Raw genomic sequence first — 20,195 nt, 5'->3', positions numbered from 1 at the left:
TCAATCATGAGCACTATCCAACAGAACCTGCAGGATGTCAGGGGGCGTATTGATGCCGCAGCCGTAAACTGCGCGCGTGCTCCAGAAGAGGTGTCGCTGCTTGCAGTCAGTAAAACCAAACCTGTCGCGGCGATCGCAGAAGCCATTGCCGCCGGGCAGCGGGCATTTGGTGAAAATTACGTGCAGGAAGGCGTCGACAAGATCCGTCATTTCGCCGCGCTGCCCGACGGTGCCGGGTTGGAATGGCACTTTATCGGCCCGCTGCAATCCAATAAGAGCCGTTTGGTGGCAGAGCATTTCGACTGGTGCCACACGGTTGACCGGCTGCGTATTGCCCAGCGGCTGAGCGATCAGCGCCCGGCTGAACTGCCGCCGCTGAACGTGCTGATCCAGATTAATATCAGCGATGAACAGAGCAAATCCGGCATTGAACTGGCACAGTTGCCGCTGTTGGCGCAAGCGGTAGCAGCACTGCCACGGCTGACGCTGCGTGGTGTGATGGCAATACCGGCGCCGGAGAGCGACTTTCCGCGCCAGCTGGCGGTATTTCGCCAAATGGCCGCGGCGTTCCAGCAGTTGCAACAGGACTATCCGCAGGTCGACACGCTATCGATGGGCATGACTGACGACATGGTCGCAGCAATCGCCGCCGGTAGCACCCTGGTGCGCATCGGCACCGCGATTTTTGGCGCCCGTGATTATTCGCAGGCCTGACAGAACCAACGAGGGACGCAATGCAACATCGTAAGATTACCTTTATCGGCGCCGGCAACATGGCGCGTGCGATTATCGCCGGGTTGGTGAACGGCGGTTATCCGGCACAATTAATCAGCGTCTGCGCGCCTTCGGCGAAAAACCGCGATGCGCTGGCCGCCGATTACGGCGTGATTAGCAGCGACGACAACCTCTACTGTGCGCAGCAGGCCGAGGTGGTGGTAATGGCGGTAAAGCCGCAGCTGATGGAACAGGTGTGCCAACCGCTGCGCCAGCAGGTCGATTTTAGCGGCAAACTGGTGCTGTCGATTGCCGCCGGCATCCAGGTCAGCCGTTTTTATCAGTTGCTGGGCGACAACCTGAATATGGTGCGCATCATGCCAAATACCCCCTCGCTGGTTGGCAAAGGCATGAGCGGTCTGTACGCCCCCGCGCAGGTTAGCCGGCAAGATTGCGAGTTCACCGGCGAGCTGATGGGTTCGGTCGGCAAGGTGTGCTGGGTGGATGACGAAAACGGCATCAACGGCGTCATCGCCGCCGCCGGTAGCGCGCCGGCCTACTTCTTCCTGTTTATGGAATCGATGCAGCAAGAAGCGGAACGCATGGGCTTTAGCAGCCAGCAGGCGCGCGAGCTGGTGCAACAGGCCGCCAGCGGCGCCGCCGCCCTGGTGGAGGCCAATCCACAGCTTGCGCTGTCGACCCTGCGGGAACAGGTCACCTCAAAAGGCGGCACCACCGCCGAAGCGCTGCGCGTTTTGAATGAACAACGGCTGCCCGACACCGTCGCCAAGGCGATGCAGGCTGCCGTTGCCCGTGCACAAGAAATGGAAAAATCATTTTAATAGGAGAAGGGCCACTACATGTTAACGCTGACTTTTCTGGTCAAGACGGTTATTGATCTTTACGTCATGGTGCTGCTGTTGCGCATTTGGATGCAATGGACGCGCACTGACTTCTACAACCCGTTTTCACAGTTTGTCGTGAAAATCACCCAGCCGATTGTCGGCCCGTTGCGCCGCATCATTCCGTCGCTGGGGCCGATCGACAGCGCGTCGTTGCTGCTGGCTTTCCTGCTGATGACCATCAAGTATCCGCTGCTGTTGCTGATCCAGGGCGGCGCCATCTCCCTCAGTCCGTACAACCTGCTGTTTGGCCTGATTTCACTGGTTAAATCCGCCGGTTATCTGATCTTCTGGGTGATGATTATCCGCGCGCTGATGAGTTGGATCAGCCAGGGGCGCAACGCCATCGACTACGTGATGTATCAGTTGACCGAGCCATTGATGGCGCCGATCCGCCGCGTGATCCCGGCGATGGGCGGCATTGATTTTTCGGCCATGGTGGTGATTCTGATTCTGTATCTGATCAATTATCTGGGTATGGATCTGTTCGGTGAGATCTGGTTCTTGTTGTGAGTGCCGTCAGCGTTGAACAAGACGGGCTGGTGGTCAGGCTGTATATTCAGCCGAAAGCCAGCCGAGACCAGATTATTGGCCTGCATGGCGACGAAATCAAAGTCGCCATCACCGCCCCGCCGGTTGATGGCCAGGCCAATGCGCATCTGCTCAAGTTTATTGCCAAGCAGTTTAAAGTAGCAAAAAGCAACGTGACGATCGAAAAGGGTGAACTGGGGCGGCATAAGCAGCTACGCATTATGCATCCGCACCAGATACCGCCGACCATCGCGGCGTTGTACACAGAGTAATTATTCAAGGTTATGACTATGCAAAAAGTGGTTCTTGCCACCGGCAACCCCGGGAAAGTACGCGAACTTGCCGACCTGCTGGCCGACTTCGGCCTCGATGTGGTGGCGCAGACCGAACTGGGGGTGGATTCGGCCGAAGAAACCGGCCTGACGTTCATTGAAAACGCCATCCTGAAGGCCCGCCACGCGGCAAAAATTACCGGCCTGCCGGCGATTGCCGACGACTCCGGTCTCGCGGTCGACGCGCTGGGCGGCGCGCCGGGCATTTACTCCGCACGCTACGCGGGCGAAGACGCCTCGGACCAGCAGAACCTGGATAAACTGCTGGTGGCATTAAAAGACCTACCGCAGGGCCAACGCGGCGCGCAATTCCATTGCGTGCTGGTGTATCTGCGCCATGCGGAAGACCCGACGCCGCTGGTCTGTCACGGCAGTTGGAGCGGGGAAATTACCTTTGCATCCGCCGGTCAGGGCGGCTTTGGCTACGACCCGATCTTTTACGTACCGGCGCTGTCACGCACCGCCGCCGAACTGTCGCGCGATGAGAAAAGCGCGGTATCACACCGTGGCCAGGCATTGACGCTGCTGCTGGAAGCGATGCGCAATGCCCAATAATGCCGTACAACTGCCACCGCTCAGCCTCTACATCCATATTCCATGGTGCGTGCAAAAATGCCCTTACTGCGACTTTAATTCGCATGCGCTGAAGGGCGAGGTGCCGCATCAGGAATATGTCGATCACCTATTGGCGGATCTGGATGCCGATCTGCCGATGACCAGCGGGCGCAGCATCGGCACCATTTTCATCGGCGGCGGTACGCCGAGCCTGTTGAGCGCCGAAGCGATGCAGTCGTTGCTGGATGGCGTGCGCGCGCGCATTCGGGTGAACGATGACGCCGAGATCACCATGGAGGCCAACCCGGGCACCGTCGAAGCCGATCGCTTCAGCGGCTACCAACGGGCCGGTGTCAACCGCATCTCGATCGGCGTACAAAGCTTTAGCGCCGAGAAGTTAACCCGTCTGGGGCGCATTCACGGCCCGGATGAAGCCAAGCGAGCGGCACATCTGGCAACCGGATTGGGGCTGCGCAGTTTTAATCTGGATTTGATGCACGGCTTGCCGGATCAGTCGCTGGCGGAAGCGCTGGACGATCTGCGCCAGGCGATCGCCCTCAATCCACCGCACCTGTCGTGGTACCAACTGACCATCGAACCGAATACCCTGTTCAGCTCGCGGCCACCGGTCCTGCCGGATGATGACGCGCTGTGGGATATTTTCCAACAGGGCCACGCGCTGCTGAGCGCCGCCGGGTATCAGCAATATGAAACCTCGGCCTACGCCAAGCCGGGCTATCAGTGCCAACACAATCTCAACTATTGGCGCTTCGGCGACTATCTGGGGATTGGCTGCGGCGCGCACGGCAAACTGACCTTCAGCGACGGGCGCATCGTGCGGACGGCCAAAACCAAGCACCCGCGCGGTTTTATGCAGGGCAAATACCTCGACAAGCAGCATGAAGTGGCAACCGAAGATCGGCCGTTCGAGTTCTTTATGAACCGTTTCCGCCTGTTGGAAGCCGCGCCGCGTGCGGAGTTCAGCGCCTATACCGGGCTGGATGAAAGCACCATCCGCCCGCAGCTGGACGCCGCGTTGGCGAAAGGCTATCTGGTCGAAACGGCGCAACACTGGCAAATCACCGAAACAGGCAAACTGTTCCTCAATTCGCTGCTGGAGCTGTTTTTGGCGGACGAGTAGATAGCAAAAAGCGCTGAGAATTCAGCGCTTTTTTATTGGTAGTATCATCAAGCTGCATGGTGAAGCCGACGAGTCACATCCCCCTACCCTGCAAAAGCCCCTCAATCGAAATCGTATAACCGCGATAACGCAGTATCACTGGCATCAACACAACTGCCTTTGGTTGATTGCAGTTTAACCAGCACGGCAAATTGCCGCCAGGCGACTCGTCTTTGCTGTTACTTCAAGGCATTAAGCAGGTCTTTACGCTGGGTTTCCAACGCGGTGACGCGGTTGCAGACGTCGTGGCCAAAGTTCTGGAAATCCTGTTCCTGATTGTTCCACTCGTTCTGAATCGCCTTTTGCAAACCGCCCAGGTTGCCCATAATCGCCTGCAACGGGTTACCGCCGCTGTTGGCCGCCTGTTTGACGCCCATTTCGTTCAGACTGTCTTGCAGCACGCCGCCCATACTTTGCTGCACGATATTGCGGCCATCCTGCTCGACCTGATCGATGGCTTTATGATGGAAAGCCAAGCCGTCGTTGCGGTGCTCGATAATGCGGTTCATCTGCTGCTTCAGCTGCTGGTTGAGCGTGGTCAGGCGATTGCGTACGTTGCTGTCGCTGCCCAGTTCCTTGACGATCACCTTATCCAGCGCCACACGGGCTTTTTCCAGGTGCTGCTGCGCGCCGTTGTCTATCCACGGCAGTTCCTTGCGCAGAGCGCTCTGGTAGCTGAACGCCTTCTGGCGCTGGCTATCATTGAGGGTCAGCGGCTGCCCGTTACGGGTCACGTCGCCATCCGGTGAGATTTGCAGATTGCCGCTGGTGCCTACCACCTGCACATTCTGTTGGCTGATAATCACGTCATCCTGTGGCCTGACGGCACACTGATAGGCAGCATGCGCCTGTGATGCGGTTAGCAACAGCAAGGCCAACCCGGTTTTCTTCAACATAGTATCTCCTGAGACTCCCTTCCAACCGTAACAGCGGGGGATTAAAAAATCGAACGGCTAATTCGTTGAGACAACAGTTCCAGCGCCGCAGTTCCCGCCAGCGAGTTACCGGACGGATCCAGCTCTGGCGACCAGACCACGATCGCCATTTCGTCCGGAACGATGGCGACAATACCGCCGCCGACGCCCGACTTGCCCGGCATGCCGACCCGATAGGCAAACTCACCGGCGCCGTCGTACATACCGCTGGTCATCATCAGCGCATTGATCTGCCGCGCCTGCAACGGCGTGATCACCTCATTGCCCTGCAGATCGCGGCCGTGGTTCGCCAGATAGACGAAGCCGCGCGCCAGTTCCTGGCAGCTCATGCGCAGCGCGCAATAGTGGAAATAGGTTTGCAGTACGGTGAGCACGTCGTTTTCAAAATTGCCAAACGATTTCATCAGGTAGGCGATCGCCGCATTGCGATCGGAGTGTTCGAACTCCGATCGCGCCACGCGGGCGTCGTAGGCCAGGTCATCCTCACCGGCCAATTGTCGCACCACTTCCAGCATCCGCTGTTTGGGCGCGCTGAGCCGGGTTTGCAGCATGTCGCAGACCACCAGCGCACCGGGATTGATAAATGGATTACGCGGCTTGCCCTGCTCCATTTCCAGCTGTAACAGCGAGTTGAACGGCAAACCGGACGGCTCTTTGCCGACCCGTTGCCAAATTTCGCTTTCCTGATAGCGTGTCAACGCCAGCGTCAGGCTGAGCACTTTGGATATCGACTGAATGGAAAACCGTTCGGCGGCGTCGCCGGCCTGGAACATGTTGCCATCAACGGTGCAAACGGCGATCCCCAGGCGATTGGCCGGCACTTCTGCCAGCGCGGGGATGTAATCGGCGACTTTACCGCTGCCGATCAGCGGGCGAACCTGTTGCAGGATCTCTTCCAGCAACGCGTTATCCAATGTTATTTCCACCAGGCCATGCTCCAGACAAAACAAAGGCGCCATTAAGGCACCTTCAAACAATTCTGCTGTATAACGATAACGGGCCAGTCGCAGCTGGCCCCAACGCTGAATCTCGGGCGATTAATCCCACCAGATATCAAACAGATCGCTGACCTTTACCTCGGACAGCTTGCGCGCTTCCAGCCAGTTTTTGACCAGTTCGCGGTGTTGATCGGTGCACTGACCGATCTTCTGCAGGCAGATAAGCCCTTCCCATTGCAGGTAGCCGCTGCCGTCAAACGCCAGGCCGTTCGGCTCGATCACTTCGTCAATGAACGCGTCCAGCGTGCCGTCGATATCCTCAACCGCGGTGCCTTCGGCGAAACGCCAGGCGACGGAAAAGCCCAGTTCCTGAAACTCATCAATGTGCAACTTCTTACGTAAACGACGACTGCGGTTGTTAGCCATTATGCCTTCCTCTCAAACATCAAATCCCAAACGCCGTGTCCCAGACGCTGGCCGCGTAATTCAAATTTAGTCAGTGGACGTGTGTCCGGGCGCGGCACGTAATCGTGACTTTCCGACAGATTACGGTAATTCGCCACGCCGTTCATCACTTCCAACATATGTTCCGCATAGGGTTGCCAATCGGTGGCCATGTGGAATACGCCGCCGACCTTCAGTTTGCGCAGCACCAGTTCAACAAACGGCGTCTGTACGATGCGGCGTTTGTTGTGGCGCGCCTTGTGCCACGGATCCGGGAAGAACAGCTGCACCATATCCAGCGAGCCGTCCGGGATCATGTTTTCCAGCACTTCGACCGCGTCGTGGCACATCACCCGCAGGTTGCTCAATTGCGCCTCGTGGGCATCGGCCAGGCAGGCACCGACGCCTGGCGAATGAACTTCAATCCCTAAAAAGTTCTGCTGCGGGTTGTTGCCCGCCATGGTCACCAGCGAAGCGCCCATACCAAAGCCGATTTCCAGCACCACCGGCGCATCGCGGCCAAACAGCGCGGTCAGATCGACAGGCTGCGCCTGATACTCCACGCCCATCACCGGCCAATAGTTTTCCAGCGCGTGCTGCTGGCCTTTGGTCAACCGCCCCTGGCGGCGCACAAAGCTGCGGATACGGCGCATTGCGCGGCCGTTCTCATCAAATTCCGGAGAGATGACGTCATTAATCATAGTGCTTTCTGTCTGTTTGGCTGCCAATTAGGGAAACGCGCATTATGCAAAGATAGACTGGTTTAGCAAGTGTTCATATTTTAACGTCGGAAAGTTCCGGTTTACACCACCCGGACTCTATGCTGCAATCGCGCATCAAATATCAGCCTGATACGATACCCGATGATGATGCAAGCACAGCAGTTCTCGCACGTGGTGCTTGACTGGTACCAGCGCTACGGCCGTAAAACCCTGCCGTGGCAGCTCGACAAGACGCCTTATCAAGTTTGGCTTTCTGAGGTCATGTTGCAACAGACTCAGGTTGCCACCGTCATTCCTTATTTTCAGCGATTTATGGCACGTTTTCCGAACGTGCGCCAACTGGCCGAAGCACCGCTGGACGAAGTGCTGCATCTGTGGACCGGGCTCGGCTATTACGCCCGCGCCAGGAACCTGCACAAGGCGGCGCAAACCATTGTCGCACAGCACGGCGGCGAGTTCCCGACAACCTTTGAACAAATCGCCGCGCTGCCGGGCATTGGCCGCTCCACCGCCGGCGCCATCCTGTCGCTGTCGCTCGGCCAGCACTATCCGATCCTCGACGGCAACGTCAAGCGGGTGCTGGCACGCTGCTATGCGGTCGAAGGCTGGCCGGGTAAAAAAGAGGTTGAAAATCGTCTGTGGCAAATCAGCAGCGACGTAACGCCGGCTAACGGCGTCGGCCAGTTCAATCAGGCGATGATGGATCTGGGTGCCATGGTGTGCACCCGCTCCAAACCCAAATGTGAACTGTGCCCACTCAACGCCGGCTGTATCGCCTATGCCAATCACAGCTGGGCGAAATACCCTGGCAAAAAACCCAAGCAGACGCTGCCGGAAAAATCGGCCCACTTTTTATTGTTGCAACGTGACCAGAGCGTATGGCTGGAACAGCGACCGGCCGTCGGGCTGTGGGGCGGCCTGTTTTGCTTCCCGCAGTTCAGTGAGCGGCAGGCGTTGGAACTCTGGCTGCAACAACGCGGTCTGAAAGACGATCGGTTGCAGCAGTTAACCGCATTTCGCCATACATTCAGTCACTTCCATTTGGACATCGTGCCAATGTGGCTGCCGGTGCAGCAGGTCGGCGGCGCCATGGATGAAGGCAGCGGTCTCTGGTATAACTTAGCGCAGCCGCCGTCGGTCGGGCTGGCCGCACCGGTCGAACGCCTGCTGCTGCAACTGGCCAAGCAGCCCCCGGCTCAGCCATCTTTATACCCGGATGATTTTTAAAGAAAACTATCAACGGGTTAGCGTTATCAACGAGGAATTAGCATGAGCAGAACCATTTTTTGTACCTACCTGCAACGCGAAGCCGAAGGCCAGGATTTCCAACTGTATCCGGGCGAGATCGGTAAACGCATCTACAACGAAATCTCGAAAGAAGCCTGGGCAGAATGGATGAAAAAGCAAACCATGCTGATCAACGAGAAAAAGCTCAATATGATGAACCCGGACGATCGCAAGCTGCTGGAAGCGGAAATGGTGCGTTTTCTGTTTGAAGGACACGACGTCCACATTGAAGGCTATACACCGCCGAGCGAATAATCTGTTTTGGGGCCGGGCGCTGGCCCCTGCATCACCCAAAAATATTACGGCTTAAGATGAAGAAAATTTTAGCTTTGCTAGTGATAGCACCCTTGCTGATTTCCTGTTCCGGTAAAAAAAGCGACGAGTTCAACGAAGCCTGGGTTAAAGACACCAACGGCTTCGACATTCTGATGGGCCAGTTCGCCCATAACATCGAAAACATCTGGGGTCTGAACGAAGTTCTGATCGCCGGGCCGAAAGATTACGTCAAATATACCGATCAATATCTGACGCGCAGCCACATCAACTTTGATGCGGGCACCATCACCTTTGAAACCATTTCTCCGACCGATCCGGCCGACAGCCTGCGTAAGGCGATCGTTACCACCCTGCTGATGGGTGACGATCCGAGCTCGGTAGATCTGTATTCCGACGCCAATGACATTCAGATCAGCAAAGAGCCGTTCCTGTACGGCCAGGTACTGGACAACAATGGCGAAGCGATCCGCTGGGAATGGCGCGCCTCGCACTTTGCCGATTATCTGGTACAGAACAAGCTGCAAAAACGCACCTCCGGCCTGCATGTGATCTACTCGGTCACCGTGCAACTGGTGCCCAACCACCTGGACAAGCGCGCGCACAAATACCTGCCGATGGTGCGTAAAGCGGCCGAAAAATACGGTGTGGAAGAGTCGTTGATTCTGGCTATCATGCAGACCGAATCGAGCTTTAACCCGTATGCGGTCAGCGGCTCCGATGCGCTGGGTTTGATGCAGGTGATGCAGCACACCGCCGGCAAGGACGTGTTCAAGATGCGCGGCAAGTGGGGCACGCCAAGCCGCAGCTACCTGTTTGATCCGGCGAACAACATCGACACCGGTACCGCTTATCTGGCGATTTTGCAGAATAACTATCTGGGCGGTATTCAGAACCCGACCTCACGGCGTTATGCGGTGATTACGGCCTATAACGGCGGCGCGGGCAGCGTACTGCGGGTATTCTCAAGCGACAGGACCAAAGCGGTCAGCATCATCAACGGCATGCAGCCGGGCGATGTGTACACCACGTTGGCCAGCAAGCACCCGGCCGGCGAGTCTCGCCGCTATCTGGTGAAGGTGAACAACGCGCAGAAGAGTTACCGCCGCCGTTAAGCGCGGCCATCAGCCAGGCCGGGCAGTTGTCCCGGCCTTTTTTATATTAGCCGTCGGCAACCTGATAACTGCTGCGCCCCTGAGATTTGGCCTGATACAGCGCCCGATCGGCACTGGCGATCAACCGCTCCTTATCGACGCCAGGCCGCCACTGGGCAATGCCCTGGCTAACGCTGACCCAGGGCGACACGCCGGATTGCGCATGCGGGATTTGCAACGCCGCCACCTGCGTCTTGATACGTTCGGCCACCGCCATGGCTTCACGCCGGTCGGACTTCGGCAGCAGAATGATAAATTCTTCGCCACCGTAACGCGCAACCAGATCCTGCGAACGGCGCACACAGCGCAGAAAACATTCCGCCAGCCGCACCAGACACTCATCGCCGGCCTGATGCCCATAGTGATCGTTATATTTCTTAAAATAATCAACGTCGATCAGGATCACCGAGAAGTGCTCAACCCCTGAGGATTCACGGGCAAACACCGAATCGAAGTAGGCATTGAAGTATCGGCGATTGGACAGACCGGTCAATGGATCGCGGTGCGCCAGCTTGCTCAGGCGCTCAATCAGACGCTGGTTTTCCCGCTCACGTTCCATCGCCAGCATAAACCACTTTTCCAGCATCCGTTTGGCGGAATAGATCAGTATCAATATCAGCGCGTATGACGCCAGGTTAACCAGCGAGAATGCGCCGCGAATCACAATGTTTTCGCCAATCACCATACTGAGGATCGGCACCGAAAACAGAAACAGCAGCATTGGGGACAGGTAAAACGGGATCAGCGACGAAAACATCAGCGCTACGGTCAGTGGGTAAATCAGGTTGACCGCGTTAAGGTCAATCAGGTGATCGAACACCACGCACCACAATAGCGCCAACAGCGCCACGCAGCCCACCAGCACCCACCAGGCGCCCCGCTTGCTGCGCGGGATGAGCAGCTTCAACATCAGATACGCCAGGGCCGACACCAGCGATACCGCGACGATTGCCGGCGCATTCTGCATGAAATCCGCGCTTGAATCGTAATCGGTTGAACGAAAACGATGAAAAAACAGAAACAGGGATACCAGCAGATTGACCAATAAAAACCAGCCAAAACTGTGAAAGATCGAGTCACGCTTTTCGCTTGCCACCCAGGCAGAATAATTTTTATCTTCCATCACCATGCTCATTGCCAGTACCGCTCCATTCACTGTAGTGGCACCGGCCCTATTTGTCATATCCGCAATTCGGACCGGCATCGCCGGCCCTTGCATCACGCCTGCTTGATCATGTAACCAAATATACGCTTCCAGCCGTGATCTTTCTTTTCAATATAAACCCCTTGCAGCTCCGGCGAGAACCCCGGCAGACGGTTGATGCCCGCTTCCAGCGCCAGGAAGTAGCGCTGAACCGCCCCGCCCCACACTTCGCCCGGCACCACGCACAGTACGCCTGGTGGATAAGGCAGCGCGCCTTCGGCGGCAATGCGCCCCTCGGCCTGGGCGATCGGTACCAGTTCGACATTGTCGCGAATGAATTCCACGTTGGCATCCTGCGGGTTCATCATCACCGGTGGGAAATGATCCTGTCGGAACATCTCTTTTTGCAGTTGCTTAACGTCATAGCTGACGTAAAGATCGTGCATTTCCTGACACAGCTGGCGCAGGGTATAACCACGATAGCGCTGCTCGTTCTTGCGATATACCGTCGGCAATACCTCGCTCAGCGGCGCATCCTGCTCCACGTAACGTTCGAACTGCACCAGCATATCTACCAGATGTGCCATCTTGGCCGGGTTCTCCGCCGGCGTCAGCAGGAACAGGATCGAGTTCAGATCGCATTTTTCCGGCACGATGCCGTTTTCCCGCAGGAAGTTGGCCAGAATGGTGGCCGGCACGCCGAACGCGCTGTACTGTCCGGTAGCCGCATCAATGCCCGGCGTGGTCAGCAGCAGCTTGCAGGGATCGACCAGATATTGATCCTGCGCATAGCCGGCAAAACCGTGCCACGCCTCACCCGGTACAAAGGTAAAGAAGCGCGCATCGCTGGCAATTTCATCGGTGGCAAACGTCTGCCAGTCCTGTCCGGCAACCTGTAACGGAATAAACGGCTGCAGTTGCGAGCAACGCTGTAACAGTTGCTTGCGCGTTTCAATCCCCAGCTTCACGCAGTCCATCCACATGCGACGCCCCGCCTCGCCGGCGTGCATTTTGGCGTTAACGTCCAGCGCGGCAAACAGCGGATAAAACGGGCTGGTCGAGGCGTGCAACATAAAGGCATTGTTGAGATGCTTATGGTTGCAGTGACGCTTCTGCCCTTTGATATGGTCGTCTTTCTTGTGGATCTGCGAGGTCTGCGAAAAACCGGCCTGCTGCTTGTGCACCGACTGGGTAACAAAAATGCCCGGGTCGAGTTCATCCAGCTCCAGCAGCAGCGGCGAGCACTCCTTCAACATCGGAATAAAGCCTTCATAACCCACCCAGGCGGAATCAAACAGGATGTAGTCGCACAGATGGCCGATGGTGTCGATCACCTGGCGAGCGTTATAAATAGTCCCGTCATAGGTACCAAGCTGGATGATTGCCAAGCGGAATGGCCGCGCCTCGCCGGCCTTGTGCGGCGCGACTTCACGGATCTGCGCGCGCAGGTAATCTTCATCGAAACAGTGGGCATCGATGCCGCCAATAAATCCAAACGGATTACGCGCGGTTTCCAGATATACCGGCGTCGCCCCGGCCTGTAACAATGCGCCATGGTGATTGGATTTATGGTTGTTGCGATCGAACAGCACCAGGTCGCCACGCGTCAGCAAGGCATTGGTCACCACCTTGTTCGCCGCCGAGGTGCCGTTGAGCACAAAATAGGTCTTGTCGGCGTTAAACACCCGCGCCGCATGTTTTTGCGCGTCTTTGGCCGAACCTTCGTGGATCAACAGATCGCCGAGCTTCACGTCGGCATTGCACATATCGGAACGGAACAGGGTTTCGCCGTAAAACTCGAAAAACTTGCGCCCGGCCGGGTGCTTGCGAAAGAACTCGCCGCCCTGATGCCCCGGACAGGCAAAGGTCGAATTTTCCATTTCAACGTAGGTTTTCAGCGTTTTGAAAAACGGCGGCAGCAACGCCTGCTCGTAGGCATCCGCCGCCGCTTCCAGCTGCGCCATGTAAAACGCCTTGGTGGCATGGCTCAGGGCGAATACGCCGGTAATAAACGGCAGATAATCCGGCGAAAGGTGATCTTCTCCCTCAACGGCAACGAAGGTCGGGATAGCAAACCCGGTGGCCTGTAAGTGCGTCAGGATACCGGCGTCAACGTCCTTGACGGACACCACCACCGCCGCCACATCGGTATAATCGGTCTGCTCGATGCGCACCACTTCACGCAGGGTTTCGATACTGGCAACCAGGCCGGCGCTGGTTGCTATTTTCAATTCTTTCATAGAGCTAACTCTCAAACGGTTAAGGATGAGGGTGTGCCACAGGCACGCGATGAGATAACGGCGGTTATCCCGGCAAATGACGCCCGGCAGCGCTTGAGACAGGCGTAACCGGCTGATGAACGGGCATCAGGCAACTATCGGCAACTGGGATCGGCAGCGTCCGATAGGCATCAGTAAAATCAGAGCCTTGGCTCTATTTTTAATAATGCCTAACAGCGAGCATCGGCTGGCCTTACCGCATATAAAGATGGCAAGATCGGGAGAATGGCGTTCGGTAAAGCGCACGGCGGCAGGAAGGCATTTGTAAATGTCTGGTGCGCGATGGCGCTAATGCGACAAAACCAGTCATGCCCGTAATCCTCTGCTTGATTAGCGAGATCGCCGTTATGTGATAGGGGGTGGCAAAATTTGCGCAATGATTGCATGTTTTATTGCGTGGTTCAAGTGACAATTCCTGTGACGATAACGACACATTGTTTGCATAACTCACTGTAATTTATTAACTTAAAATAAAACACAGTAAAATCAAAACGGTATAAAAACACGCAATTACTGCATAATTATCAGGGAACAGCCGCCCTGTTCGGTGGCGCATCATGGCTAACTGACTGAAAATAGAGCAACCGAACGGCTTGATGACAGAAAGCCGTTGACGACGAGCGGCCTTTACGGTTTAATGCGCCCCGTTGCCCGGATAGCTCAGTCGGTAGAGCAGGGGATTGAAAATCCCCGTGTCCTTGGTTCGATTCCGAGTCCGGGCACCATATTTAGAAGAACCCGCCTATGGCGGGTTTTTTGCTTTCTGGGGTATGGACTCTCCATCGAACTACGTTCGATTATTCGGCCTGACGGCCTCACCCTGCGGGCCAACGCCAAGCGTTGTTCAACCCGTCGCCAGCGACGGTTGTCCGAGTCCGGGCACCATCTTTAGAAGAACCCGCCTATGGCGGTTTTTTTTGCTTTCTGCGGGCTCATTATTCCTTTTTGCTGTCATGCAATACAAAGGGGCTGGCAGGTTGATAAGGATGTCTGTTACTGCAACAGGGCTTCTATTTTCCGCTGTTTATGGTGCGGCATCCTCCATGCATGTTGCTACCTTTCCTTATCAAGTTCACTGATATATTACTTATCACCCAGGGTTTAATTTTCGCTGTGACAGGCTTGCCTGGTGAAGTGTTGGCCTATCTTATCTGTCATGTCAGGGAACGGTATCGTGAACAAAATGAAATTATTGGTCGCAGGTGGTGCTTTGCTGGTTTCTGCCTCGGTGCTAGCTGTCGAGCAGGATATTTCCATTCAGGGTAAGCCTCTGCAGGTAGTGACTGCTGACGGGAAAAACCATTCTCTGGCTACCTGCGCGGACTACCTTGCTTTGCGAAAAAATAACCAGCAGATCACCTCCCTTAGCGGTTTGTCTGCACGCGATTATGCACAAGCTCAGGATTCGTTGATCCAGTGCAACATCCAAAACTATGCGCAACGGCATCGGTTGGTACTGGACTCTCACGCTGGCGTGCCACCTATTGAGCAAGTGGTCGCGCACTTCCCCGCCAGTGTCGCGTTGGTGGTGTCGGATAAAGATGCCAAGCAATTGAAAGCCAAAGGCGCGGGTAAAACATTGCAGGAATGGACGCCATCTCTGGAGCTAAAAGATGGGCGTATGGTGTCGGATCAAGAGCAGGTCGCTTACGCTGTCAGCCAATACCAGGTATTTAAAAGCTTGCAGGGTAACTCGCTAATATTCATCACATTAGGCTCTGGACTGACCAGTGGGACGCTGAGCACGCTGTCGACCTATCGTCTAGAGAGTGTCAGGGATAACATTTGGACTGTCACACCAGTGACTGAAAACACCACACTGTAATAATTTAGCCCCACTCCGATTCTATTAACGTTTAACAATGAACGATTAACATGACCTAGCCGCCGTTGGCAGGTGGCAGGTGGCAGGTGGCAGGTGGCAGGTGGCAGGTGGCAGGTGGCAGGTGGCAGGTGGCATTGGATAGTTCCTTATCTGATGATTAAAGGAGGTCGTTTTGCCAAGCGGAAATCCAGCATCAACCATCGGCTAGGATATCGCAGGGAACTGAGTGTATTCCTGTGTCGATGATAAATGTTGTCATCCCCGCCGTAATAAATGCCACACAATAATAAAGGCCACCATCATAACTAACCCATTGATTTAATATCACTTGTATTATCAATGTTATTTTTTACGCTTAATGAAACATTATGATCTATACTCAAATCCATTATGTCATAACTCAGTGATTTTATTATTGTTTAAAATAAATTTGGCGTCATATTCAATCATGACCAGAAAATTAACGTTAAAAATTCATACGCAAAACAAGCGGTTTAGCCGCTGTCTTAACAAACGAGAGTGACTGGAAAAGTAAACTCGGCGCCAATAAATACGTCCAACGCTCTGGTCAAGCAGTAAATGAATATAATATGCTGATGCCCATAGCATATTAGAGAAATGCGCACAGAATAAAAACCCACAGGTCATTTATTACCATCGCGAAACAGTCAGCTTGCGCTGCGGTAACGCTTAGAGGGGGTTCTATTGGCTTAATCGATAATTGCTGAGTGATACTATTTTATCCATGCCACAATCCATGTGCCATACGGCACCTTAAAAATCAATAAACCAGGAGTCATCGGTAATGAAAAACAAGAGGTTAATTTTGATTGGTTCATTCTTTATTGCACTTTGCTTACCTTTGGTTCAAGGCTGTAGCACCCCTACCACCAACCCTCAGGTTGTTTCTGCCATGGCAGATAAGCCCTTTAGCGATTGGTTCGATCGATTGCTAAGCCAAATAAAATCCGATCGCCAATACCAACGCATACCGATTGAAACCACTGAAAAATCAGAAGAATTTATTATTCTATTGCACGATACCTATCGCCATAAAGTCACCAAGGCAGAATTCACACAACAAATGAAAAGCCAATACCCTGGACATGATTATGAAATTTCGTTTATCACATCCAGACTGCCCTAAACAATATAAAAAACAGTATCAGGGCTAGGTTAAGTTATAAAAAATCTGCTTAACCACGGCGGCCATCAGGTTTGGTCGTTAATCGTAAGCCCTTGAGAGATATCACACCAAAGGGGCGACGGATTTGGCGTAAGGGCATTATTTTTTATTACAGCATTGTAATTATTACGCAGGGTTCCACTTACCGTTAATTTTACAAGATTGACCTTCTGGGGGGTAAACATGATACCTAACCGCAAACTGTTGAGTTTACTGATCGTATCTCCATTTTCCTGGTATTACCCTACCGCGGTTATGGGTGCTACGCAGCCAATAACCATTCCTTTGGGACATTTAGAGGATCGCCTAACCATCAATGTTGGCGTCAATGGCGGGCCTGCGCAAAAATATATCTTTGATACCGGCTCCGATCAGTTCAACGCGGTTCTCGCGCAACAGGATACCTCGCGCTTGCCGAATGTGCATCAGGCATACGAGTATCTCTATGGTAACGATGGTTGGGGCGGCTACTGGTTACAGCGCAAGCAGATAACCGGCCTGACCTACTACACCGCTGATGCTACGCCGATACCGGTAGTGACTCCCGATAGCAATAATAAAGGCTACGTGATTGGCCAGGTTGAACATTTGTTGCTCGCAAAGCAGCAACAGCCCGATCAAAAACCGTTTAAGATCCTGGATGGCAAACCTTATTATATCGATCTCGCGGCAGAAAAAAAAATAACCACTGGAAAGCCGACCGAAGAACAGTACTACTACGGCACCTTTGGCGTAGGGGATTTTCTGCTTACCGATGAAAAAGGTCATCCCAACGGCGGCAGCCCCTTCAGCACCATCACCAAAACCGGTTTTATCGTCGCCGGTAATGACAATGCCAATGAAAAGGGAACCACGCTTTCACCGGGTTGTGCGCCCTGCGCCATCCTCAATTTGACTCCCAGCCTGCGGGCGCAGTTTGATACCCTGGTCCCTTGGGCACCAACACGCAATGAAGGCGATATAACCCACTTCCCCAATTCTGGCGTCCCAGCGTCATCGCAATATGAAGGTCGCTTCAAATACGCCTTCACGCTCAATATCAACGGCCAGTCGCGTATTGTCGAGCTTCCCGCCGAGGCATTGAGCGGAGCAATTTTATTCGATACCGGTAACCCGACCCATGCAACGATAGACAGCAAAAAATTCGGCGATCTCCTCGAACAACATGGCGTGAAATTTGACCAGCAAGGCGAAAACAACACCTCGGTAGTTTCCCTGACGCTGCAACCGGTGGATGCCAAGGGGAAAAACGCGGGTCAAGCGCTCAGTCTGCAAGGTGGCGAGGGCGATCACCTGGAGATCAAGCAAGACGGCAGCGATAAAGAAACCTGGAACATTACGCTGGGGGTAGATTTTTTTACCCAATATTCAGTGATGTATGATTTACAAAATCAGCTGACGGCATTTACGCCTTTCGTGGTCAATGCGGATAATTTCTCAACCGACGTCAACGGTAGCGGATTGCATCTTAGCCGCGTCACCAAGCAAATGGGGAATCTGATGAGCGCCCCTGATGGCGATCCCTCAGGGGATCCGAATGGAGGAAAAGCTTATCTGGGGCTGGCGGGCGCCATCTCCGGCGCCGGCGACCTAACGCTGATGCCGGATGTGGTGGTCAACATGACCGGCATCAATACCTATACCGGCGTCACCCATGTGAATAAGGGCGCGGTGTTATATCTTGCCGGCCCGGGCAGTCTTGCCCACTCCGCATCGCTGCAAAATAACGGTTGGTTTGACATTTCCCAGCACGGTAATTTCAATCCGCTGTGGGGGGTACCGGACAGCATGAATAATGCCACCATCCGCAGTCTGGGCGGCAATGGCGTGGTAACGCTGAAGGACAGAACGCTGGTGTTGAGCCAGGCCAGGGATAACTTTTCTGGCCGTATTACCGACGTCGACCTCGGCAATCCAGACGGGACGCATTATAAAGGCGGCCTGACTATCGCCGGCGGCCAGCAGACACTCAGTGGAAAAAACGACTACACCGGCCAGACGCAAATTGCCAAAGGTGCCGCATTACAGCTGACCAACAGCGGCGCATTAGCCAGTGATGTCGCGGTTGACGGGGTGTTTATTGCCAACGGTAAGGCGTCCGGTGCCACGGTGGTACATTCGGGTGGACTGGTCAGCGGTACTGGCCATCTCGCTACGCTGACGGCGCATAACCACGGCTCGGTTGCGCCCGGCAATTCCATCGGCACCTTGACCATCGATAATGATTTAACGCTAGAGAATGGCTCCCGTTATCTGGCTGAAGTCGAGGCCGGCGCTAGCGATCTGCTTCAGGTCAATGGCCAGGCAAGGTTGAACAATGGCGGCATTAGCGTGCTGCCGCAAGCGGGGAATAACCTGCTGGCGTCAAGCGCTCCAGCCGGTAATATCCTGGCGCAGCGTTATACCGTGCTCACTGCCGCGCAAGGCGTCACCGGTCAGTTTGGTGCAGCCGATGCCGGGCTGTTTTTAACCCCCGATCTGGCCTATCAGGCCAATAGTGTCTCCCTGGGTTTACAACGCAGCGCTACGCGTTTTGCCGATGTCGCCACCACAGCCAATCAACGTAATCTGGCAACGGCCATTGAACGCCTGCCAGCGGATAACCCGGTGTATCAAAGCTTGCTGCTGGCGCCTTCTGCGGAGCTGGCGCGGCAAGCCTATCGCCAACTGTCGGGACAGATCCACGCCGACATCGCCTCGGCACTGGTAAATAACAGTCGCTATGTTCGCGATACGCTGAACGGGCGTTTACGCCAGACGCAGGGGGCAACGGATAATAGCGACATTAAACAGGACGAGAACGGAGCCTGGGTCAGTTTGTTGGGCAATTGGCAACACGCCAGCGGCAATGACAATGCCACGGGTTTCCACGACTCAACCTTCGGGGTATTGCTCGGTGCGGATAATGAGCTGGCCGATAACTGGCGTCTGGGCTTGGCGACCGGTTACACCCGCACCTCATTGCATGCAGACGGCGCCTCTGCCGACAGTGATAACTACCATTTGGCCGTTTATGCTGGCAAAACCTATGACAACCTGAATCTGCGCGCCGGTACCGCCTATACCTGGCACCGGGTTGAAACCTCTCGGGGCATCGGCTATTACGGCCAGTCTGATAACGCCAAGTCACGCTATAACGCCGGAACCGGCCAAATCTACGCGGAGGCGGCTTACCGTATCAATCCTGGCTGGCTCAATCTGGAACCCTTTGCCAATCTGGCGTGGGTAAATTATCGCAGTGATGATATGGCGGAAAACGGTGGCGCAGCGGCATTGACTGCCGACAGTCAAAGCACCAGCGCAACGTTGTCCACCCTGGGTATGCGCGCGGACAAACGCTGGGAGACCGGTAAAAACAGCACCGTCACCCTGCGTGGCGAACTGGGTTGGCAGCATCAGTACAACGACACGGAACGCCAGGTCGGCCTGCGCTTTGCCGGCACTGATGCCACCTTCAATACCGCCACCGTCGCCGCCTCACGGGATGGCATGGTGATGAAAGCGGGGGCAGAAATCAATGTTACCAAGTCGGTTGCCGTGTCCCTCAACTATACCGGTCTGTTATCTCAGAACTATCAGGATAACGGTGTAAATGCTGGCGTAGTATGGAATTTCTGATTACGCCCTTGTTTCAGTATCAATGAAAGCATGCCAGTCGAGTGGTGCACCAGACCCCGAAAAAACAGCTCCGGGGTCTGGTGATTTAATTACGCATAGCACTGAGCTGCTTGGTTCCCTGCCCCGTTACCCACCTTGCCTGCGCCTCTTGTTACCAACCAACTGATATCCGCCAG

General features: G+C 54.9%; 18 protein-coding genes and 1 tRNA gene. 13 read left to right on the top strand and 6 right to left on the bottom strand.

Annotation, left to right across the window (positions count from 1 at the left end; genetic code table 11):
- Nucleotides 1-6: 6 nt before the first annotated feature.
- The 6 genes from ACCC84_RS12100 to hemW are packed head-to-tail and all read left to right on the top strand — an operon-like array spanning nucleotide 7 to nucleotide 4,175.
- Nucleotides 7-714, top strand: coding sequence for a YggS family pyridoxal phosphate-dependent enzyme (locus tag ACCC84_RS12100; protein WP_004958752.1), 708 nt, complete (start codon nucleotides 7-9; stop codon nucleotides 712-714).
- A gap of 20 nt (nucleotides 715-734) precedes the next feature.
- Nucleotides 735-1,556, top strand: coding sequence for a pyrroline-5-carboxylate reductase (gene proC / locus ACCC84_RS12095; protein WP_198773679.1), 822 nt, complete (start codon nucleotides 735-737; stop codon nucleotides 1,554-1,556).
- 18 nt (nucleotides 1,557-1,574) lie between these two features.
- Complete coding sequence (locus tag ACCC84_RS12090) at nucleotides 1,575-2,129, top strand: YggT family protein (RefSeq protein WP_004958747.1); 555 nt, start codon at nucleotides 1,575-1,577, stop codon at nucleotides 2,127-2,129.
- The gene (yggU, locus tag ACCC84_RS12085) at nucleotides 2,126-2,419 is read left to right on the top strand and encodes a DUF167 family protein YggU (RefSeq protein ID WP_004958746.1); all 294 of its coding nucleotides are present in this window, start codon (nucleotides 2,126-2,128) and stop codon (nucleotides 2,417-2,419) included. Before ACCC84_RS12090 ends, yggU begins: the two co-directional genes overlap by 4 nt.
- A gap of 18 nt (nucleotides 2,420-2,437) precedes the next feature.
- Nucleotides 2,438-3,034, top strand: coding sequence for an XTP/dITP diphosphatase (locus tag ACCC84_RS12080; RefSeq protein WP_039991745.1), 597 nt, complete (start codon nucleotides 2,438-2,440; stop codon nucleotides 3,032-3,034).
- Nucleotides 3,024-4,175, top strand: a complete 1,152-nt coding sequence (gene hemW, locus ACCC84_RS12075) for a radical SAM family heme chaperone HemW (protein WP_198773680.1) — start codon at nucleotides 3,024-3,026, stop codon at nucleotides 4,173-4,175. Before ACCC84_RS12080 ends, hemW begins: the two co-directional genes overlap by 11 nt.
- A 218-nt stretch (nucleotides 4,176-4,393) precedes the next feature.
- Here the strand turns inward: hemW and ACCC84_RS12070 are convergent, their stop codons facing one another.
- The 4 genes from ACCC84_RS12070 to trmB form a co-directional block, all read right to left on the bottom strand.
- Nucleotides 4,394-5,110 (bottom strand): YggN family protein, encoded by a 717-nt coding sequence (locus tag ACCC84_RS12070; protein WP_004958739.1) that lies wholly within the window; start codon nucleotides 5,108-5,110, stop codon nucleotides 4,394-4,396.
- 41 nt (nucleotides 5,111-5,151) lie between these two features.
- Nucleotides 5,152-6,075: a glutaminase B gene (gene glsB / locus ACCC84_RS12065; protein ID WP_039992564.1), complete on the bottom strand. Its 924-nt coding sequence runs from the start codon at nucleotides 6,073-6,075 to the stop codon at nucleotides 5,152-5,154.
- A 111-nt stretch (nucleotides 6,076-6,186) separates the two neighbouring features.
- Nucleotides 6,187-6,513 carry a YggL family protein gene (locus ACCC84_RS12060; RefSeq protein WP_004958734.1) on the bottom strand — a complete coding sequence of 109 codons (327 nt, stop codon included), beginning with the start codon at nucleotides 6,511-6,513 and terminating at the stop codon, nucleotides 6,187-6,189.
- Nucleotides 6,513-7,232, bottom strand: coding sequence for a tRNA (guanosine(46)-N7)-methyltransferase TrmB (gene trmB / locus ACCC84_RS12055; RefSeq protein WP_004958730.1), 720 nt, complete (start codon nucleotides 7,230-7,232; stop codon nucleotides 6,513-6,515). The genes ACCC84_RS12060 and trmB overlap by 1 nt, the downstream gene beginning before the upstream one ends.
- A gap of 165 nt (nucleotides 7,233-7,397) precedes the next feature.
- Here trmB and mutY point away from each other — a divergent pair, with 165 nt between their 5' ends.
- The 3 genes from mutY to mltC are packed head-to-tail and all read left to right on the top strand — an operon-like array spanning nucleotide 7,398 to nucleotide 9,928.
- Nucleotides 7,398-8,480 (top strand): A/G-specific adenine glycosylase, encoded by a 1,083-nt coding sequence (mutY, locus tag ACCC84_RS12050; protein ID WP_198773684.1) that lies wholly within the window; start codon nucleotides 7,398-7,400, stop codon nucleotides 8,478-8,480.
- Between the two features lie 42 nt (nucleotides 8,481-8,522).
- Nucleotides 8,523-8,795 (top strand): oxidative damage protection protein, encoded by a 273-nt coding sequence (locus ACCC84_RS12045; protein WP_004958724.1) that lies wholly within the window; start codon nucleotides 8,523-8,525, stop codon nucleotides 8,793-8,795.
- Nucleotides 8,796-8,851: 56 nt separating this feature from the next.
- Nucleotides 8,852-9,928: a membrane-bound lytic murein transglycosylase MltC gene (gene mltC, locus ACCC84_RS12040; protein WP_004958721.1), complete on the top strand. Its 1,077-nt coding sequence runs from the start codon at nucleotides 8,852-8,854 to the stop codon at nucleotides 9,926-9,928.
- A gap of 46 nt (nucleotides 9,929-9,974) precedes the next feature.
- Here mltC and ACCC84_RS12035 read toward each other — a convergent pair whose 3' ends face one another.
- On the bottom strand, nucleotides 9,975-11,090 hold the full coding sequence (locus ACCC84_RS12035) for a GGDEF domain-containing protein (RefSeq protein WP_039992561.1): 1,116 nt from the start codon (nucleotides 11,088-11,090) through the stop codon (nucleotides 9,975-9,977).
- 95 nt (nucleotides 11,091-11,185) lie between these two features.
- Nucleotides 11,186-13,351, bottom strand: a complete 2,166-nt coding sequence (gene speF / locus ACCC84_RS12030) for an ornithine decarboxylase SpeF (RefSeq protein WP_004958715.1) — start codon at nucleotides 13,349-13,351, stop codon at nucleotides 11,186-11,188.
- Between the two features lie 688 nt (nucleotides 13,352-14,039).
- On the opposite strand from speF, the gene ACCC84_RS12025 reads away from it, so the two are divergent.
- The 4 genes from ACCC84_RS12025 (at nucleotide 14,040) to ACCC84_RS12010 (ending at nucleotide 20,019) form a co-directional block, all read left to right on the top strand.
- A tRNA-Phe gene (locus ACCC84_RS12025) sits at nucleotides 14,040-14,115 on the top strand.
- A gap of 458 nt (nucleotides 14,116-14,573) precedes the next feature.
- A complete protein-coding gene (locus ACCC84_RS12020; RefSeq protein WP_371901959.1) occupies nucleotides 14,574-15,215 on the top strand; it encodes a hypothetical protein in 642 nt (213 codons plus the stop codon).
- 805 nt (nucleotides 15,216-16,020) lie between these two features.
- The gene (locus tag ACCC84_RS12015) at nucleotides 16,021-16,362 is read left to right on the top strand and encodes a hypothetical protein (RefSeq protein WP_273872364.1); all 342 of its coding nucleotides are present in this window, start codon (nucleotides 16,021-16,023) and stop codon (nucleotides 16,360-16,362) included.
- A gap of 222 nt (nucleotides 16,363-16,584) precedes the next feature.
- Nucleotides 16,585-20,019 carry an autotransporter outer membrane beta-barrel domain-containing protein gene (locus tag ACCC84_RS12010; RefSeq protein ID WP_273872367.1) on the top strand — a complete coding sequence of 1,145 codons (3,435 nt, stop codon included), beginning with the start codon at nucleotides 16,585-16,587 and terminating at the stop codon, nucleotides 20,017-20,019.
- The last annotated feature ends 176 nt before the right edge of the window (nucleotides 20,020-20,195 follow it).

This window comes from Serratia odorifera, from assembly GCF_041448735.1.
GTDB classification, from domain to species: Bacteria; Pseudomonadota; Gammaproteobacteria; order Enterobacterales; family Enterobacteriaceae; genus Serratia_F; species Serratia_F odorifera.
The sequence above is the reverse complement of the archived record's forward strand: the minus strand, read 5'-3'. Positions and strand labels throughout refer to the sequence as shown.

What these genes read in the sequence shown, in the direction of transcription:
- ACCC84_RS12100 (WP_004958752.1), top strand. Translation starts at nt 7, where the DNA reads ATGAGCACTATCCAACAGAACCTGCAGGATGTCAGGGGGCGTATTGAT.
- proC (WP_198773679.1), top strand. Translation starts at nt 735, where the DNA reads ATGCAACATCGTAAGATTACCTTTATCGGCGCCGGCAACATGGCGCGT.
- ACCC84_RS12090 (WP_004958747.1), top strand. Translation starts at nt 1,575, where the DNA reads ATGTTAACGCTGACTTTTCTGGTCAAGACGGTTATTGATCTTTACGTC.
- ACCC84_RS12080 (WP_039991745.1), top strand. Translation starts at nt 2,438, where the DNA reads ATGCAAAAAGTGGTTCTTGCCACCGGCAACCCCGGGAAAGTACGCGAA.
- hemW (WP_198773680.1), top strand. Translation starts at nt 3,024, where the DNA reads ATGCCCAATAATGCCGTACAACTGCCACCGCTCAGCCTCTACATCCAT.
- ACCC84_RS12070 (WP_004958739.1), bottom strand. Translation starts at nt 5,110, where the DNA reads ATGTTGAAGAAAACCGGGTTGGCCTTGCTGTTGCTAACCGCATCACAG.
- ACCC84_RS12060 (WP_004958734.1), bottom strand. Translation starts at nt 6,513, where the DNA reads ATGGCTAACAACCGCAGTCGTCGTTTACGTAAGAAGTTGCACATTGAT.
- trmB (WP_004958730.1), bottom strand. Translation starts at nt 7,232, where the DNA reads ATGATTAATGACGTCATCTCTCCGGAATTTGATGAGAACGGCCGCGCA.
- mutY (WP_198773684.1), top strand. Translation starts at nt 7,398, where the DNA reads ATGATGCAAGCACAGCAGTTCTCGCACGTGGTGCTTGACTGGTACCAG.
- ACCC84_RS12045 (WP_004958724.1), top strand. Translation starts at nt 8,523, where the DNA reads ATGAGCAGAACCATTTTTTGTACCTACCTGCAACGCGAAGCCGAAGGC.
- mltC (WP_004958721.1), top strand. Translation starts at nt 8,852, where the DNA reads ATGAAGAAAATTTTAGCTTTGCTAGTGATAGCACCCTTGCTGATTTCC.
- ACCC84_RS12035 (WP_039992561.1), bottom strand. Translation starts at nt 11,090, where the DNA reads ATGGAAGATAAAAATTATTCTGCCTGGGTGGCAAGCGAAAAGCGTGAC.
- speF (WP_004958715.1), bottom strand. Translation starts at nt 13,351, where the DNA reads ATGAAAGAATTGAAAATAGCAACCAGCGCCGGCCTGGTTGCCAGTATC.
- ACCC84_RS12020 (WP_371901959.1), top strand. Translation starts at nt 14,574, where the DNA reads ATGAAATTATTGGTCGCAGGTGGTGCTTTGCTGGTTTCTGCCTCGGTG.
- ACCC84_RS12015 (WP_273872364.1), top strand. Translation starts at nt 16,021, where the DNA reads ATGAAAAACAAGAGGTTAATTTTGATTGGTTCATTCTTTATTGCACTT.
- ACCC84_RS12010 (WP_273872367.1), top strand. Translation starts at nt 16,585, where the DNA reads ATGATACCTAACCGCAAACTGTTGAGTTTACTGATCGTATCTCCATTT.